This window comes from Pseudomonas sp. CP-1 (assembly GCF_021213715.1).
In the GTDB taxonomy this organism is placed as follows: Bacteria; Pseudomonadota; Gammaproteobacteria; order Pseudomonadales; family Pseudomonadaceae; genus Pseudomonas; species Pseudomonas aeruginosa.
The window spans coordinates 476,161-489,546 of sequence record NZ_JAJQKY010000001.1; the positions used below are offsets into that span (position 1 = coordinate 476,161).

Annotated in this window: 14 protein-coding genes and 1 pseudogene; 4 read left to right on the forward strand and 11 right to left on the reverse strand. The window is 66.0% G+C overall.

Annotated elements, in window-relative coordinates; all coding sequences use genetic code 11:
* Together LT948_RS02310 and LT948_RS02315 are read right to left on the reverse strand one after the other, a co-directional pair.
* A complete protein-coding gene (locus LT948_RS02310; protein ID WP_003082243.1) occupies nucleotides 1-222 on the reverse strand; it encodes a VF530 family DNA-binding protein in 222 nt (73 codons plus the stop codon).
* A 100-nt stretch (nucleotides 223-322) separates the two neighbouring features.
* Nucleotides 323-514: a hypothetical protein gene (locus LT948_RS02315; RefSeq protein WP_003109112.1), complete on the reverse strand. Its 192-nt coding sequence runs from the start codon at nucleotides 512-514 to the stop codon at nucleotides 323-325.
* Between the two features lie 470 nt (nucleotides 515-984).
* On the opposite strand from LT948_RS02315, the gene hcuC reads away from it, so the two are divergent.
* Nucleotides 985-2,751, forward strand: a complete 1,767-nt coding sequence (gene hcuC / locus LT948_RS02320) for a hydrophobic compound transporter HcuC (protein WP_003086478.1) — start codon at nucleotides 985-987, stop codon at nucleotides 2,749-2,751.
* A 2-nt stretch (nucleotides 2,752-2,753) separates the two neighbouring features.
* Here hcuC and LT948_RS02325 read toward each other — a convergent pair whose 3' ends face one another.
* Nucleotides 2,754-3,089, reverse strand: coding sequence for a lysozyme inhibitor LprI family protein (locus LT948_RS02325; RefSeq protein WP_003086480.1), 336 nt, complete (start codon nucleotides 3,087-3,089; stop codon nucleotides 2,754-2,756).
* Between the two features lie 103 nt (nucleotides 3,090-3,192).
* Complete coding sequence (locus LT948_RS02330; RefSeq protein ID WP_003109109.1) at nucleotides 3,193-5,517, reverse strand: LTA synthase family protein; 2,325 nt, start codon at nucleotides 5,515-5,517, stop codon at nucleotides 3,193-3,195.
* A gap of 254 nt (nucleotides 5,518-5,771) precedes the next feature.
* Between LT948_RS02330 and LT948_RS02335 the strand changes: the two genes are divergently transcribed.
* A complete protein-coding gene (locus tag LT948_RS02335) occupies nucleotides 5,772-6,611 on the forward strand; it encodes a CvfB family protein (protein WP_003082250.1) in 840 nt (279 codons plus the stop codon).
* 9 nt (nucleotides 6,612-6,620) lie between these two features.
* Here the strand turns inward: LT948_RS02335 and LT948_RS02340 are convergent, their stop codons facing one another.
* From LT948_RS02340 to yfiR, 5 genes and pseudogenes are all read right to left on the reverse strand, one after another.
* Nucleotides 6,621-6,995, reverse strand: a complete 375-nt coding sequence (locus LT948_RS02340; RefSeq protein ID WP_003082252.1) for a hypothetical protein — start codon at nucleotides 6,993-6,995, stop codon at nucleotides 6,621-6,623.
* A gap of 106 nt (nucleotides 6,996-7,101) precedes the next feature.
* Nucleotides 7,102-7,656, reverse strand: a pseudogene (locus LT948_RS02345) (magnesium transporter).
* A 274-nt stretch (nucleotides 7,657-7,930) separates the two neighbouring features.
* Complete coding sequence (locus LT948_RS02350) at nucleotides 7,931-8,437, reverse strand: OmpA family protein (RefSeq protein ID WP_003145479.1); 507 nt, start codon at nucleotides 8,435-8,437, stop codon at nucleotides 7,931-7,933.
* Complete coding sequence (gene tpbB / locus LT948_RS02355) at nucleotides 8,409-9,713, reverse strand: diguanylate cyclase TpbB (RefSeq protein ID WP_003109105.1); 1,305 nt, start codon at nucleotides 9,711-9,713, stop codon at nucleotides 8,409-8,411. Before tpbB ends, LT948_RS02350 begins: the two co-directional genes overlap by 29 nt.
* Nucleotides 9,713-10,285 carry a diguanylate cyclase inhibitor YfiR gene (gene yfiR, locus LT948_RS02360; protein WP_003086488.1) on the reverse strand — a complete coding sequence of 191 codons (573 nt, stop codon included), beginning with the start codon at nucleotides 10,283-10,285 and terminating at the stop codon, nucleotides 9,713-9,715. Before yfiR ends, tpbB begins: the two co-directional genes overlap by 1 nt.
* 209 nt (nucleotides 10,286-10,494) lie before the next feature.
* Here yfiR and def point away from each other — a divergent pair, with 209 nt between their 5' ends.
* Complete coding sequence (gene def, locus LT948_RS02365) at nucleotides 10,495-11,034, forward strand: peptide deformylase (RefSeq protein WP_003086490.1); 540 nt, start codon at nucleotides 10,495-10,497, stop codon at nucleotides 11,032-11,034.
* Between the two features lie 33 nt (nucleotides 11,035-11,067).
* Here def and LT948_RS33135 read toward each other — a convergent pair whose 3' ends face one another.
* Both LT948_RS33135 and LT948_RS02370 read right to left on the reverse strand, forming a co-directional pair.
* A complete protein-coding gene (locus LT948_RS33135; RefSeq protein WP_003086493.1) occupies nucleotides 11,068-11,199 on the reverse strand; it encodes a hypothetical protein in 132 nt (43 codons plus the stop codon).
* 132 nt (nucleotides 11,200-11,331) lie between these two features.
* Nucleotides 11,332-11,652 (reverse strand): DUF2025 family protein, encoded by a 321-nt coding sequence (locus LT948_RS02370; protein ID WP_003082265.1) that lies wholly within the window; start codon nucleotides 11,650-11,652, stop codon nucleotides 11,332-11,334.
* A gap of 230 nt (nucleotides 11,653-11,882) precedes the next feature.
* Here LT948_RS02370 and dgt point away from each other — a divergent pair, with 230 nt between their 5' ends.
* On the forward strand, nucleotides 11,883-13,379 hold the full coding sequence (dgt, locus tag LT948_RS02375) for a dGTPase (RefSeq protein ID WP_003109104.1): 1,497 nt from the start codon (nucleotides 11,883-11,885) through the stop codon (nucleotides 13,377-13,379).
* Nucleotides 13,380-13,386: the final 7 nt, after the last annotated feature.

Consider the following 13,386-nt stretch of genomic DNA (forward strand, 5'->3'; position numbering starts at 1 on the left):
TCAGCCTTGGTTGCGCTTGAGCTGGACGTAGAGCGCCTCGACCTTTTCCCGGGCCCAGGGCGTCTTGCGCAGGAAGGCGAGGCTGGACTTGATGCTCGGGTCGTTCCTGAAACAACGAATGTCGACCCGTTTGCCAAGCTCCGCCCAGCCGTGGTGGGCGACCAGTTCGGTGAGCAGTTTTTCCAGGGTGACGCCGTGCAGTGGATCGGGATGGCCAGGCATGAAGGGCTCGGGATTCAGGCAATGAAAAAGGGGATGGAGCGTGGCACATCTGCGTGCCGGCCTGCCATCCCCTTCGTAGTCCCCGGCGAGGGGCGGGCGATCAGCGCTTCTTGCTGATGGTGATCTGCCGCGACGGGCCGTAGACCTGGCCGCTGACGCCCTTGGCGATCTTCTGGATCTCGCCGCCGGCCTGGAGGAAGGCGGCGACCTGCGCTTCGATGGATTCGCGGGTTTCGACCGCGGGAGCCGGCTTGGCGGCTTTCGGCGCGACGGTTTTCTTCATGATGGCCATATCCGGGGACCTGTCTCTGCATTAAATATGGCCGTTCATTATAACCGAAGCGGCGTTTTATTTCATCTTGAATATTGTCGATCAGATTTCGGACGTAACCTGCTGTTTTCTATAAAGTCCGTTAGGCAATACCCGAGCGAGGCGCTGCGGCATTGGCGAGCCGGCGGCGAACTGCTCGAGGTCTCCGCGGCTGGATGTCCCGCCGACCCCGGGCGACGCAGGATACCGCCAGGTGGATAACTCCTTCGCGCATCCCGGCATGAATTCCAATGTTTGCACTAATTGAGCGAGAAAGTTCTCCGGGGCTCTAACTCGCCTATATCGAGAATAATGAAAAGTTCACGATTAGTTATCGGCTAAGTTGCCCGGATATATACGTCGATATCATCGCGCTGCCGGCCGGGGCATGCATCGCCTCGCTGCGTTCCCGGTGCTAACCTGCGGAACCCCAGCCGCCGAGCGAGCGCCGCATGCCAGCCATTCTCTCCTCCCGCCAACGTATCGCCCTGCGCCTGGCCTGGCGCTTCATGGCGCCTTACCGCTGGCGCATGCTCGGGGCCCTGGTGGCGTTGCTGTTCACCGCGGCGATCACCCTGTCCCTGGGCCAGGGCATCCGCCTGCTGGTGGACCAGGGGTTCCTCACCGCCTCGCCCGAATTGCTCAATCGCTACATCCTGCTGTTCTTCGTGCTGGTGCTCGGCCTGGCCGTGGGCACCTTCGTGCGCTTCTACCTGGTGTCCTGGATCGGCGAGCGCTTCGTCGCCGATATCCGCAAGCGCGTGTTCGACCACCTGATCGAGTTGCATCCCGGTTTCTACGAAACCAACCGTAGCTCCGAGATCCAGTCGCGCCTGACCGCCGACACTACGCTGCTGCAGACGGTGATCGGTTCCTCGCTGTCGATGGCCCTGCGCAATGCCCTGATGCTGGTCGGCGGGGTGCTGCTGATGTTCGTCACCAACGCCAAGCTGACCAGCATCGTGGTGCTGGCGTTGCCGCTGGTGATCGCCCCGATCCTGCTGTTCGGCCGCCGCGTGCGCAGCCTGTCGCGGGAAAGCCAGGACCGGGTGGCCGACGTCGGCAGCTACGTCGGTGAGACCCTCGGCCAGATCAAGACCGTGCAGGCCTACAACCACCAGGCGCAGGATCGCCAGCGCTTCGCCGGCACCGTCGAGCGCGCCTTCGACACCGCGCGCAAGCGCATCGCCCAGCGTGCCTGGCTGATCACCGTGGTGATCGTGCTGGTGCTCGGCGCAGTCGGCATCATGCTCTGGGTCGGCGGCCGCGACGTGATCGCCGGCAGCATCTCGGCCGGCGAACTGGCCGCGTTCGTCTTCTACAGCCTGATCGTCGGCATGGCCTTCGGCACCCTCAGCGAGGTGATCGGCGAATTGCAGCGCGCCGCCGGCGCCGCAGAGCGCATCGCCGAGCTGCTCAGGGCGCGCAGCGAGATCCGCCCGCCAGCGCAACCACGCAAGCTGGCGGCGCGGGTGAGCGGGAGGATCGAATTGCAGGCGGTGCGCTTCGCCTATCCGACCCGTCCCGAACACTGGGCCATCGACGACATCAGCCTGGCCGTCGAACCGGGGGAAACCCTGGCCCTGGTCGGACCTTCCGGTGCCGGCAAGTCGACCCTGTTCGATCTGCTCCTGCGTTTCTTCGATCCGCAGCAGGGACGGCTGCTGCTGGACGGACAGCCGATCGTCGAACTGGACCCGGCCGACTTGCGCCGCAGCTTTGCCCTGGTGTCGCAGAACCCCGCGCTGTTCTTCGGCAGCGTCGAGGAAAACATCCGCTACGGCCGTCCGCATGCCAGCGCCGCCGAGGTCGAGGCCGCAGCGCGTGCCGCGCATGCCCACGAGTTCATCCTGGGTCTGCCGCAGGGCTACGCCACCCACCTGGGCGAGGGCGGCATCGGCCTGTCCGGCGGCCAGCGCCAGCGCCTGGCGATCGCCCGGGCGTTGCTGGTAGACGCGCCGGTGCTGCTGCTCGACGAGGCGACCAGCGCCCTGGATGCGGAAAGCGAGCACCTGATCCAGCAGGCCCTGCCAGGCCTGATGAGCGGACGTACCACCCTGGTGATCGCCCATCGCCTGGCCACGGTGCAGAGCGCCGACCGCATCGCGGTGATCGACCAGGGGCGGCTGGTGGCGATTGGTAGCCACGCCCGTCTGATCGCCGAGAACCCGCTCTATGCGCGCCTGGCGGAACTGCAGTTCGCCGTCGGCGGACGCTAGCTTCAGAGCGGCTTGTCGATGCCCGCGTACTGCTTGTCCAGCTCGTCGATACGCTGCGCGTAGGCACGGGAGAGGCAGTCGGTGTCGCCACCGCAGCGCCGGCGCTCACGCAGCCAGTCCTGCTGCCGGTCCTGCATGGCGCCGCGGCCGCCCATGGCGAACAGGCCGCGGAGGAAGTGGTACTTGACGCTCATCTCGACGTCCTTGTCGTTCAGCGCCCGGTTCGCGCAGATGGCCTTTTCGTCCGCTCGCTCAGCCTTTTCGCAATCGAAGCTGGCCGCTTCGGCCAGGGGCGCCAGCAGGAGTCCGCCGAGGGCGAGGAATGCCAGGTGCTTCATGCCGTTCTCCGTTTCGCCTGGTTGCTTGCGAATCTTCGACGCCCGCGACGGCGCTGGGTTCAGCGGGGAGCGCGCGGCGGCCGGGCGGGCCGCTCCGGCGCGGTCAGTGCGAAAGGATCAGGGCCTTCTGCTCGGGGATGACGGTGCGCTCCCGAGGGGCGTCCGCGCGTTCCGCTTCCTCGGTTTCGGGGCGGTTGGCGAACAGGCTTTTCAGGGTGCTCAGCAGCGGCTGTTCCTTCGCCGCTTCGGCGACCTGGCTGCGGCTTTCCACGGGTTCCGGGTTGGCCGCCGTGACCACGTGGAAGTCGCTGATCTCGATGATCCCGCGGCCCTCGGCGAGCAAGTGGAAGGAGAAGGCCTTGCGCGCTTCCGGGTTGTCGAAGGTGAAGCTCATGTCCAGCGGCTTGCCTTTGAGCAGGCGCGGGATGTCCGGTACCGGTATGGGAACGTCGCGTTCGAACTCCTTGGTCTTCAGCGTCACCCGGGCGCCGTTGCGGTCCATCTGCAAGGCGCGGATCTTCAGGGTGACCGTGGTCCTGCTGTTCTTCGGCATCTCCAGGTATTGCGCGCCGATCAGGTTGTCGGTCCAGTCGTTGTGGGTTTCCGGCTTCAGGCGGATGCGTTCGTGGGTGGCGAACTGGAACTCCTGGCCCAACTGGCCGGCCTGTTGCACGGAGTGGTCGAGGACGGCGGCGCGCTGGCTGACCAGGCGTGCCTGGCGTCCGCTGAAGCGACCGAGGAACTCGGCTTCGTCGGCGATGAAGCCCTCGCTGCGGTAGCGCCGGCAGACCTGCTGGAAATCGCACTCGACGAAGGTGGCCTTGCCGTCGTGGTGGCGCAGCATGCCGTTGGTGTAGGACATCATTTCGCGACCGCTGGCGTAGTCGCGGAACAGCGAGCGCCCGGAAATCCCCGCCGGCACGCGGTAGCCGAAATAGTCGAGGACGGACGCGGCGAGGTCGACGTGGCCGTAGACGCCGCTCTTGATCGGCGGCAGCGCCGCCTGTTCCGGTGCCAGCACCAGGTTGAAGCCCCAGGCCGAGGCGAGGCGCACCTGGTCGACACCGTGGGACTCGTCGGAAGTGAGCACCACCAGGGTGTCGCGCAACACGCCCTGTTTCTCCAGGTCGGCGAGGAAGGCGCCGATCGCGTCGTCGAGATAGGCCACCGCGGCCTGCTTGGCGTTCGGGTAGCGGGCCAGGTAGTCGGCAGGCGCCGAGTAGGGCTGGTGGGTGCCGACGGTGAGCAGGGTCAGCATCCAGGGTTTCTTCTGCTGGCGCAGCTGCTTCACGTAGGTCGCGGCGCCCTCGAAGAAGGCCTTGTCGTCCATGCCCCAGGGAAATTCCAGGTAGGACGTGTTGCGGAACCAGTCGCGCCCGAGGGTCTTGTCGAAGCCCATCTGCGGCATGACCTTGTCCTTGGCCATGAAGCGCAGGCCGGCACCCTGCAGGAAGTGTGTGCTGAAACCGTGCTGGCGCAGCTGGGCGGGCAGGCACTCCCTGGCCCGGGCCGGGTTGTTGAGCAGCTCGACGCCCTTCGGCGTGCCCGAGTCGAGCTTGCTGTAGTCGCCGCAGAGCATGGCGTAGAGGCCGCGGATAGTCTGGTGGCTGTGCAGCACGTAGTCCGGGGTGGTCATCGCCCGTTCGGCCCAGCCACTCAGCCTGGGCATCGGCGCTTCGTGGTAGCTGCTGTTGATGGCGGCGCGGTTGGCGGCGATATATGCGCCGGGGATTCCCTCCATGGCCACGATCAGGACGTTGCGCGCGCGCCCTCCGCCGGCCAGCAGCGGCGTTCCGGAAAGGTCGAGCTGGTTGAGCCCGGCGACGTCCGGCGGGGTGTCCGGACGGTCGCCGGCGAGCCAGTCTTCGACCGCCAGTTGGCCACTGCTGAGCGCGCTGGCCAGCAGTTTGTGCGGCAGGTTGTACTGCTGCCACTGGTCGGCATCGCTCGGACGCAGGTATTGCAGGCCGACATGCGCCGCCAGGAACGCCGCCGGCAGCGCGTAGGCATAGCGCGGCAGGCGCGGACCGCGGCGACGCCAGAGCAGCACGCAAAGCAATGTCGCGCCGCCGAGGCCGAGCGCCAGTGGCAGGTGGGCGAGGCCGCCGCCCTGGGTGGAGCTGCTGACGAACTGCGGATCCAGCAGGTACTTGAGGTCGGAAGGCTCCGGCATGCGCCCGACCGCGCCGACCAGTTCGGCATTGCCGATCAGGAACAGGCACCAGAGCAGCATGACCGGGAGCGCGAACCACAGGGAGCGTCGATGCAGGAGCAGCACCAGCAGGCTGCCGAGGGCCAGGTCCGAGAGATAGCCGAACGGCGTCGACCAGCCGAGCCAGTAGCGGCCGGCGAGGGGAACGACCAGGAACAGCGCGGCCAGCGCCAGAAGCGAGCCGCAAGATGAGAGCCAACGGCTGAGTGGACGCACAGGAACTCCTGATGAGCGGCAGCGAGAATCCTTGATAAGGATGTTCCAAAAAAGTCTTTAGGGTTCACGATTTTGAAACATCGTTGTGCTTACTGCCAGTAGACAGTCGGCATTTGGGAAATGTCCGCGTGGTTCAGGATGTTTCGGCGCGAACGGCCGGCAAGGCGATGAGCGGCGTCGGCGTACCGGCAAAAACTTCCGCCCGCCTGCGTGGCGCCCGGTAGAATGCCGCCCCTTCGACAGGGGGAGACAACATGGCGGTCATCGGGCGTTTCAATTCACTGCAGGTGGTCAAGCACACGGAGTTCGGGCTCTATCTCGACGGTACCCAGCACGGCGAGATCCTCCTGCCCAAGCGCTATGTGCCGAAGGACCAGCCCAGCGAAGTGGGTGACTGGCTCAACGTGTTCATCTACCTGGACAGCGACGACCGCCTGATCGCCACCACCCAGACGCCCAAGGTCCAGGTCGGCGGTTTCGCCAGCCTGAAGGTCGTGGAGATCAACCGGATCGGCCTGTTCCTCGACTGGGGCCTGCCCAAGGACCTGCTGCTGCCGCATTCGGAAGAGAAGCGTCCGTTGCAGGTCGGCGACTACTGCGTGGTCTACGTCTACCTGGACAAGCGCACCAACCGCATCACCGCCACCGCGCGCCTGGACCGGCAGTTGGACAACCTGCCGCCGCGCTACAGCGTCGGCCAGGCGGTCGACCTGCTGGTGGTGGAGCGTACCGAGATGGGCTTCAAGGCGATCATCGAGGGCAAGCACTGGGGCCTGATCCACAAGAACGAGGCGTTCAAGTTCCTCCGCAGCGGCATGCGCGAACAGGGCTACATCAAGGAATTGCGCGCGGACGGCAAGATCGCCCTGAGCCTGCAGCCGGTCGGCGCCGAGGCCGCCGTCGAGCTGAGCCAGCAGATTCTCGCCCGGCTGCTGGAGGCCGGCGGCAGCCTGCCGCTCAGCGACAAGAGTTCGCCGGAAGATATCCACCGGCTCTTCGGGGTCAGCAAGGGGACCTTCAAGAAGGCCATCGGCGGTCTCTACAAGAAAGGCCTGATCCTGATCCACCCGGAACGCATCGAACTGCCGCGCTGAGGTTTCCGCTCAGGGCTGGAGGAACGGGGCGAAGTCCAGGCCAGCGCCGCCGGGGCGGACGTCGCGCAGGCGCTTGCCGGGGTCCGCGCTCAGCTCCAGGCTGAGGGTCGGCCGGCGGGCGTTCTTGTCGCGCAGTTCCAGGCTGTCCTGCTGCTGGCGAAGGAAACCGGTGGGCACCTTCAGGTGCTCCACTGCATCGCCGGCCGGGTTCGCCAGCAGCAGGTTGAGGAACTTGCCGGCCTTCAGTTGGCTGAGCGGAATATCGAACCACCAGACGTTCTTGCTCTTGTTGAAGCGGGCGAGCAGGGTGTTGCCGGCATCCAGCACGGACATGCCCAAGGCCTGGTTGAGCTGTGCGATGGCTGCCGCTTTATCGAGTTTCATGGAGTTTCCTGACGGGCCGCGCCGGCCGGGATGGCGGGCGGGTAGCCGGATATTCTAGCAGCCGGAGGGACGGCGCAGGACCTGCGCGGTGCGCAGGCCCCGCCGCTCAGACCATCCGCCGGAACCGCCGCCAGCGTTGCTGCCAGCCCAGCAGCAGCGAAGAGACCGCGGGGCCGGTGCCGGCGTCCTGCAGGCGCGGGTGGTGGCTGACCACGTTGACCAGGATCGGCTCCTGGGCGTTCTTCACATCGACGAAGAACAGGTGCTGCCCCTGGTGCAGGCGTTCTTCGAAGGGGCGGAAGGCGCGGTTGGTGCGCTGCAGGCCGAAGAAGCTGCCTTCCCACAGGCAGAACGCGCAGAGCACGGCGCCGAGGAAGATCACCGGAATTCAGCCGGCGGCGGTTTCCGTCCAGCCGCTGGCATAGGCGAAGGCCACGGCGACGATGGCCAGGACGAGGCCGACCAACAGGCCGACACGGCCGGAGCGGACCACATCCTTCTTCATGAACGGAGAGACTTCGTGCAGATGGCGCTGGCCGGTCTCCGCGTCCTTTTCGCTGAGGACGTGGATCTGCTCGGTGGCGATGCCGCTGGCTTCCAGTTCGGCTTCGAGCCGTTCCAGCTCGTCGAGGTTGTCGCTGATGTAGTAATGCCGGTTCATGGCATGCCTCCCATCGTCTGACGGCCTGTTCCTTGGGCGAACAGGCAAAGGTCGATACCCCCTGTCGGTGAATCCCGGAGCACCCGCAAGCGGCAGGTCGGCCGGGATTGTCGGTTTCTTGCGCAGCATTCAGTCTAGCATCCGCGGCAGCGGCGGCCGGTACGCCGGTCTGCTGGCTTCTTCCTTCAACATAGGCCGGAAGCGGGGTGGCGGCGGGGCCGGGCGATGGACGGGCCAGGTACGGGTGGGCCGTACGCAGCCCGCGAGCGCAGGATTACTCGGCGGGAACGATGATGGCGACGCGGCGGTTCTCGCTGCGGCCGGCGCGGGTCTTGTTATCGGCCACCGGCTTGCTCATGCCCAGGCCGCGGACCTCGATGTTGGCCGCCGGCATGCCGGCTTCGCGGAACACCGCGGCTACCGATTCGGCGCGCCGTTCGGAGAGCTTCTGGTTGTAGCCTTCGTCGCCGTAGTTGTCGGTGTGGCCTTCCAGGCGGACCTTGTCGATGTCTACCGCGAGCAAGGCGTGGGCGATCTTCGTCAGGGTGTTGCGGCTGTCGGGATTGAGACGGTCGAGATTGTTGCCGAACAGCACCTTGCTGGACATGCCGAACTCCCAGCCTTCGTCGCGGAGTTCGAAGCCCTGCTCCTGGAGCACGGCGATCTGCTCGGCGCTCAGGCCGGTCTGCGGCGGTTTGGTCTGGCAACCGGTCAGACCCAGCACAAGGCTGAACAGGGCGAGGGCGAGCAATCTACTTGGGTGGAGCCTCTGGGGTAGCACTGTCTATCTCCTTTTCTTCCTGAAGGATGCGGGGGTCGTTGAGTTCCGCCAGGCGCCGGCTGCCGCGGGCCTGGCGCTTGGCGATGTACATCGCCATGTCGGCGTCGTGGAGCAGCGCCGCCGGGGTATCCGCGTGCTCGGGATAGAGGGCGATGCCGATGGTCAGCGAGGTACTCACCGTGCTGCCGTCGCTGAGCCGGATCGGCGCCTGCATGCTGGCGATGATGTTGTCGGCGATGCGCAGGGCGTCGGCGCCGGACGCCAGCGGCGCGAGCAGCACGGCGAATTCGTCGCCACCCAGGCGCGCCACCAGGTCGCTTTCGCGCAACTGCCCACGGATGCGCATGGCGATGTTGACCAGCACGGTGTCGCCGGCGGCATGGCCGAGGCGGTCGTTGATCTCCTTGAAACGGTCGCTGTCGATGAACAGTACCGCCAATTGCTCGCGGTGCTCGCTGGCATCGCGCAGCGCCCGGCTCAGGCGGCCTTCGAAGAAGGCGCGGTTGGGCAGGCTGGTCAGGCTGTCGTGGTGGGCCTGGTGCGCCAGCGAGGCGTTCTCGTCCTGCAAGCGCGCCTGCCAGGATTCGAGTTCGTCGAGCAGGGCGTTGAAGTCCTCGCCCAGTTGGCTCAGCTCGGCGATGCCGGCTTCCGGTACGCGCTTCTCGAAATCCCGTTCGCGGCGCACGGTATGCGCGACCTTCGCCAGTTGGTCGAGCGGGCCGACGATACCGCGTACCAGCCGCCGTGACAGGTAGAAGGCGCCCAGGGCGGTAAGCAGCAGGCACAGGACCATGCCGGCGAAACCGGTGAGCAGGAAGCGCAGCAGGCTGCCGCCGGAGCCTTTCACCTCCACCGAACCGATCTTCTGGCCGTCGTGCAGGATCGGTTGTTCGGTCGGCGCGCTGAGCAGCCAGTGCGCCAGTTGCTGTTCCAGCAGGTGCAGCGGCCCGGTGCTTTCCCGATGCCAGCTGGCCAGGGGCTGCCCCTGGCGGTCGTAGACGATGGCGCTGGAGACCTCTTCGCTGGAGGCGATCAGCGCCAGGGATTCCTCGGCGGCCTGGGCATCGCCGAAGACTACCGCGGCTTCGACGGTATAGCTGATGGAACGGGCGATCAGTTGCTGGTTGGGGTCCGCGTAGGCGCGCAGGGTCAGCAGGCCGACCAGGGTCACTGCCAGCCCGGCGGTGAATACCGCGACCAGCGCCACGCCCAGGTGCGCGCGATAGAGCACCCGGCGCAGCGATGGATTGGAACCCGTATAGCGACGACGGTTCATCACGGAGTGGCCTGCCGCCTTGCCAGTTTCAATACGCTCGGGTGCACGCGTACGCCGCTGCGGGCGATGGAGTCGAGATTGGCCTCGAAGGTGATGCGCGGACCGCCGACGTTGAGGCAGAACATGCTGCCGACGCTGCATTCGGTGCCACGCTCGCTGATGGACAGGACCGGATGCCCGGCCAGGCTGTGGAACACCTGCTGGCGCTCGCGCTCGTCGACCACTCCGAGGTAGATCACGTTGCAGAGCGTGCCGAGGTCCGGGTTGTCCACCGCGCGGCGTTCCGCATGCACGCGCCTGCCATTGGCCTGCACCATGCCGCGGAGCAGGCCGTCGGCGTACTCGGTCGGGCCGACCACGCAGAGTTGCAGAACCGCCGGTTCCTTCGGCCAGCGCACGTAGCTGAATATGCCCAGCAGAACCTGGCTGACCGCGTTGCTGCGTTGCTCGACCGACGTCCGTGCGTCGTCCGCCCACAGGCCTCCGCCGCCCAGGCAGGAAACCGCCAAGACCAGGCAGGCCAGGGTGCGCCTGTAGAGGTCGAGGGGCTGCAAGGTGGGCAACGAAGGCAAAAAGGTTTCCTCCAGGAAAACGTAGCGGGGTGGTACGACTGGCCAGTGTAGTCGGTGTGCGGCGAATATTACCGGATGTGCCGGGAAAGAAAGCCGTTCGGTGTCAAACCAATGACGCAATTGCCGGAGATGGAAGCTCTTTGCGTCTTGTCCTGTCTGGTTTTCTGGCTGAGCATGTAGGACGTTACTGACCTTTATCAGGGGGCGGCATGATCCGGGAAATCCTCAAGATGGGTGACGAGCGCCTGTTGCGCATTGCGCAGCCGGTGCCGTCCGAACTGCTCGGCAGCGAGGAGCTGCAACGGCTGATCGACGACATGTTCGAAACCATGCATCACGTCGGCGGGGTAGGGCTGGCCGCGCCGCAGATCGGCGTCGACCTGCAACTGGTGATCTTCGGTTTCGAGCGCAGCGAGCGCTATCCGGACGCCCCGGCCGTGCCGCCGACCATCCTGCTGAACCCGCGGATCACCCCGCTGGACGACGAGATGGAAGAGGGCTGGGAGGGCTGCCTGTCGGTGCCGGGGTTGCGCGGCGCGGTATCGCGCCATCGGCGCATCCGCTACCAGGGCCTGGACCCGCAGGGACAGCCGATCGACCGCAGCGTCGAAGGGTTCCATGCGCGGGTGGTGCAGCACGAGTGCGACCACCTGATCGGCCGCCTGTATCCCTCGCGAATCACCGACTTCAGCAAGTTCGGCTTCACCGAGGTGCTGTTCCCCGACCTGGACCCCGCCGCGGACGATTGAGCGGTTGCGCCTGCGGCTCCGCTCCGGCCTGGCTCAGCTCCGCGATGGGGTGCCGAGCGGCGCCGCCGGAGCGTGTTTTTTCGCTCGTTTCGCCAGGCGTTTCTCCTGGGCGGTTTTCAGCGGTTTCCTACGAGTTTCCTTCTTCGCGTTCAGTCCCTTGCTCATGGCGTTCACCTCCCCACGCAGCACCTGCGTGGCGCGCCGGATGGCCGATGACGTCCGCGACGCCGGACGGCGGCGGACGCTTCCAGCATAATGCGTGGCGCAGCGCCCGGCGCGGGCGGCGATCGACGGCGCTCAGCGCAACTGGCGTTGTGCGGTGATTTCCGGCAGGTCCTGGCGGCGCAGATAGACCAGTAGCGGCTCGCCGATGTTCAGTCGTTCGTTGATGTTCTGTTCCAGCAGGATCTGCAACTGCTCGCGGCCCAGGCGCATGACGTCGTCGCGTACCGAACTCCAGACGAACTCGCTGGTGGGCGTGATGCTGTCGTCGGCTACGTCCATGCCGAAGGAGTCTTCGCTGAAACGCACGATGTAGCGGCCGGTCTTGCGGTTGAAACCGACGAACCCCTTGAGGGCATCGGCGGCCTGGCAGATGTCGGTGGATGTGATGCTCATGCGGAACCTCCCTGAACGTTCCTGTTTCTATGGGCGCACGCATGATTGGCGGCGCCCCCGTTCTGCGGCGGGGGTCGCTGGTGCCGAGCGGGGTATTCTGCCAGTTGCCGCCGCCCGGGGAAGAGGGCGGATCGCGAACGGTAGTGGGACGGATTGTCGCGACCTTGGTTAAACCGCCGCCACGCGCTAGGCTCGGGGTTCGCAGCCGACCGAGTGGAGAACAGCGCCAGATGCCAGGGGCCGTGGATTTCAAGGAGCGGATATCCCGCCAGCGTCCGCATGACAGGGAAACCTACGGACATGCCGGGAATACCGATCTGCAAGACATCGTCTACCAGTTGGAAAGCGACCGCGGGCGCATCGTCAATTCCGCCGCCGTGCGGCGCCTGCAGCAGAAGACCCAGGTCTTCCCGCTGGAGCGCAACGCGGCGGTGCGCAGCCGCCTGACCCATTCCCTGGAAGTGCAGCAGACCGGGCGTTTCATCGTCCGCACGCTGTTCCGCCAACTGGGCCCGCGTGCCGCGGAGGTCGGCCTGGACGGGCTGGAAGGCGCGCTGGAAAGCCTGGTGGAAATGGCCTGCCTGATGCACGACGTCGGCAATCCGCCGTTCGGTCATTTCGGCGAGTACGCCATCAACGACTGGTTCGAACGCAATCTCGACGCCCTGTTCGAGCGCCGCGTACCGCCGGGCCAGGGCGACGGCCTGTTGCAGCAGCGCATGCTCACCGACCTCAAGCATTTCGAAGGCAACGCCCAGGCCATCCGCCTGGTGGTGAAGCTGCTGCGCCTGAACCTCACCTACACGCAGACCGCCGGCCTGCTCAAGTACGTGCGTCCGGCCTACGAGCCGAAGCCGGACAAGGCAGCGGCGAACCACTACCTGAACAAGAAGCCGGGCTTCTATCTTTCCGAGGAAGCCTTCGTCGACGAACTGCGCCAAGTCCTCGGCATGCGCCCGGGCACTCGCCACCCTGTGGCCTACATCATGGAAGCGGCCGACGATATCTCCTATTGCCTGGCCGATATCGAAGACTCGGTGGAAAAAGGCATCCTCGACATCCGTCAATTGGCGGATCTGCTGGTGAAGAAGTTTGCCGTCCACCATTCGCCGGACGCACCGATTCCCGGCGACGCGGACAACATGAGCTTCCAGCGGATGGTCGACTACTCGCTGGAAAAGGCCGAGCGGGAGCCGATCAACAAGGTCAGCGAATTCTTCATCCGCCTGCGGGTGAAAATGATCCACCCGCTGGTCCAGCACGCCGCCCAGCAGTTCATCGACAACCTCGAAGCGGTTCATGCCGGCACCCTCGGCCGCGCGCTGATGGAGGACGGCAGCCTGCCGCACGCCATCGTCCAGACGTTCAAGGACGTGGCCATGGAATGGGTGTTCTGCCATCCGGAGGTGGAAACCCTGGAATTGCAGGGCTACCGCATCATCCAGGGCCTGCTGGATTTCTACGCGCCGCTGCTGCGCCTGCCGGCCGAGGAGTTCCAGGCCCTCGCCGAAGGTCGCCAGGCCGCCGCGCCGCATCCGCAACTGCTGGTTCGGCGCCTGCCGAGCCAGCAGATCAAGGCTTACCTGGAGGCCATGAAAGGTGTGGCGGAGGACCCGTTGCAGCGGCAGTGGGAGTTCTACCACCGCTGCCGCATGCTCCAGGATTTCGTCAGCGGCATGACCGACCAGCATGCCCAGGACGAATACCGCGCGTTGTCCGCGCTGTAAGCGGAGG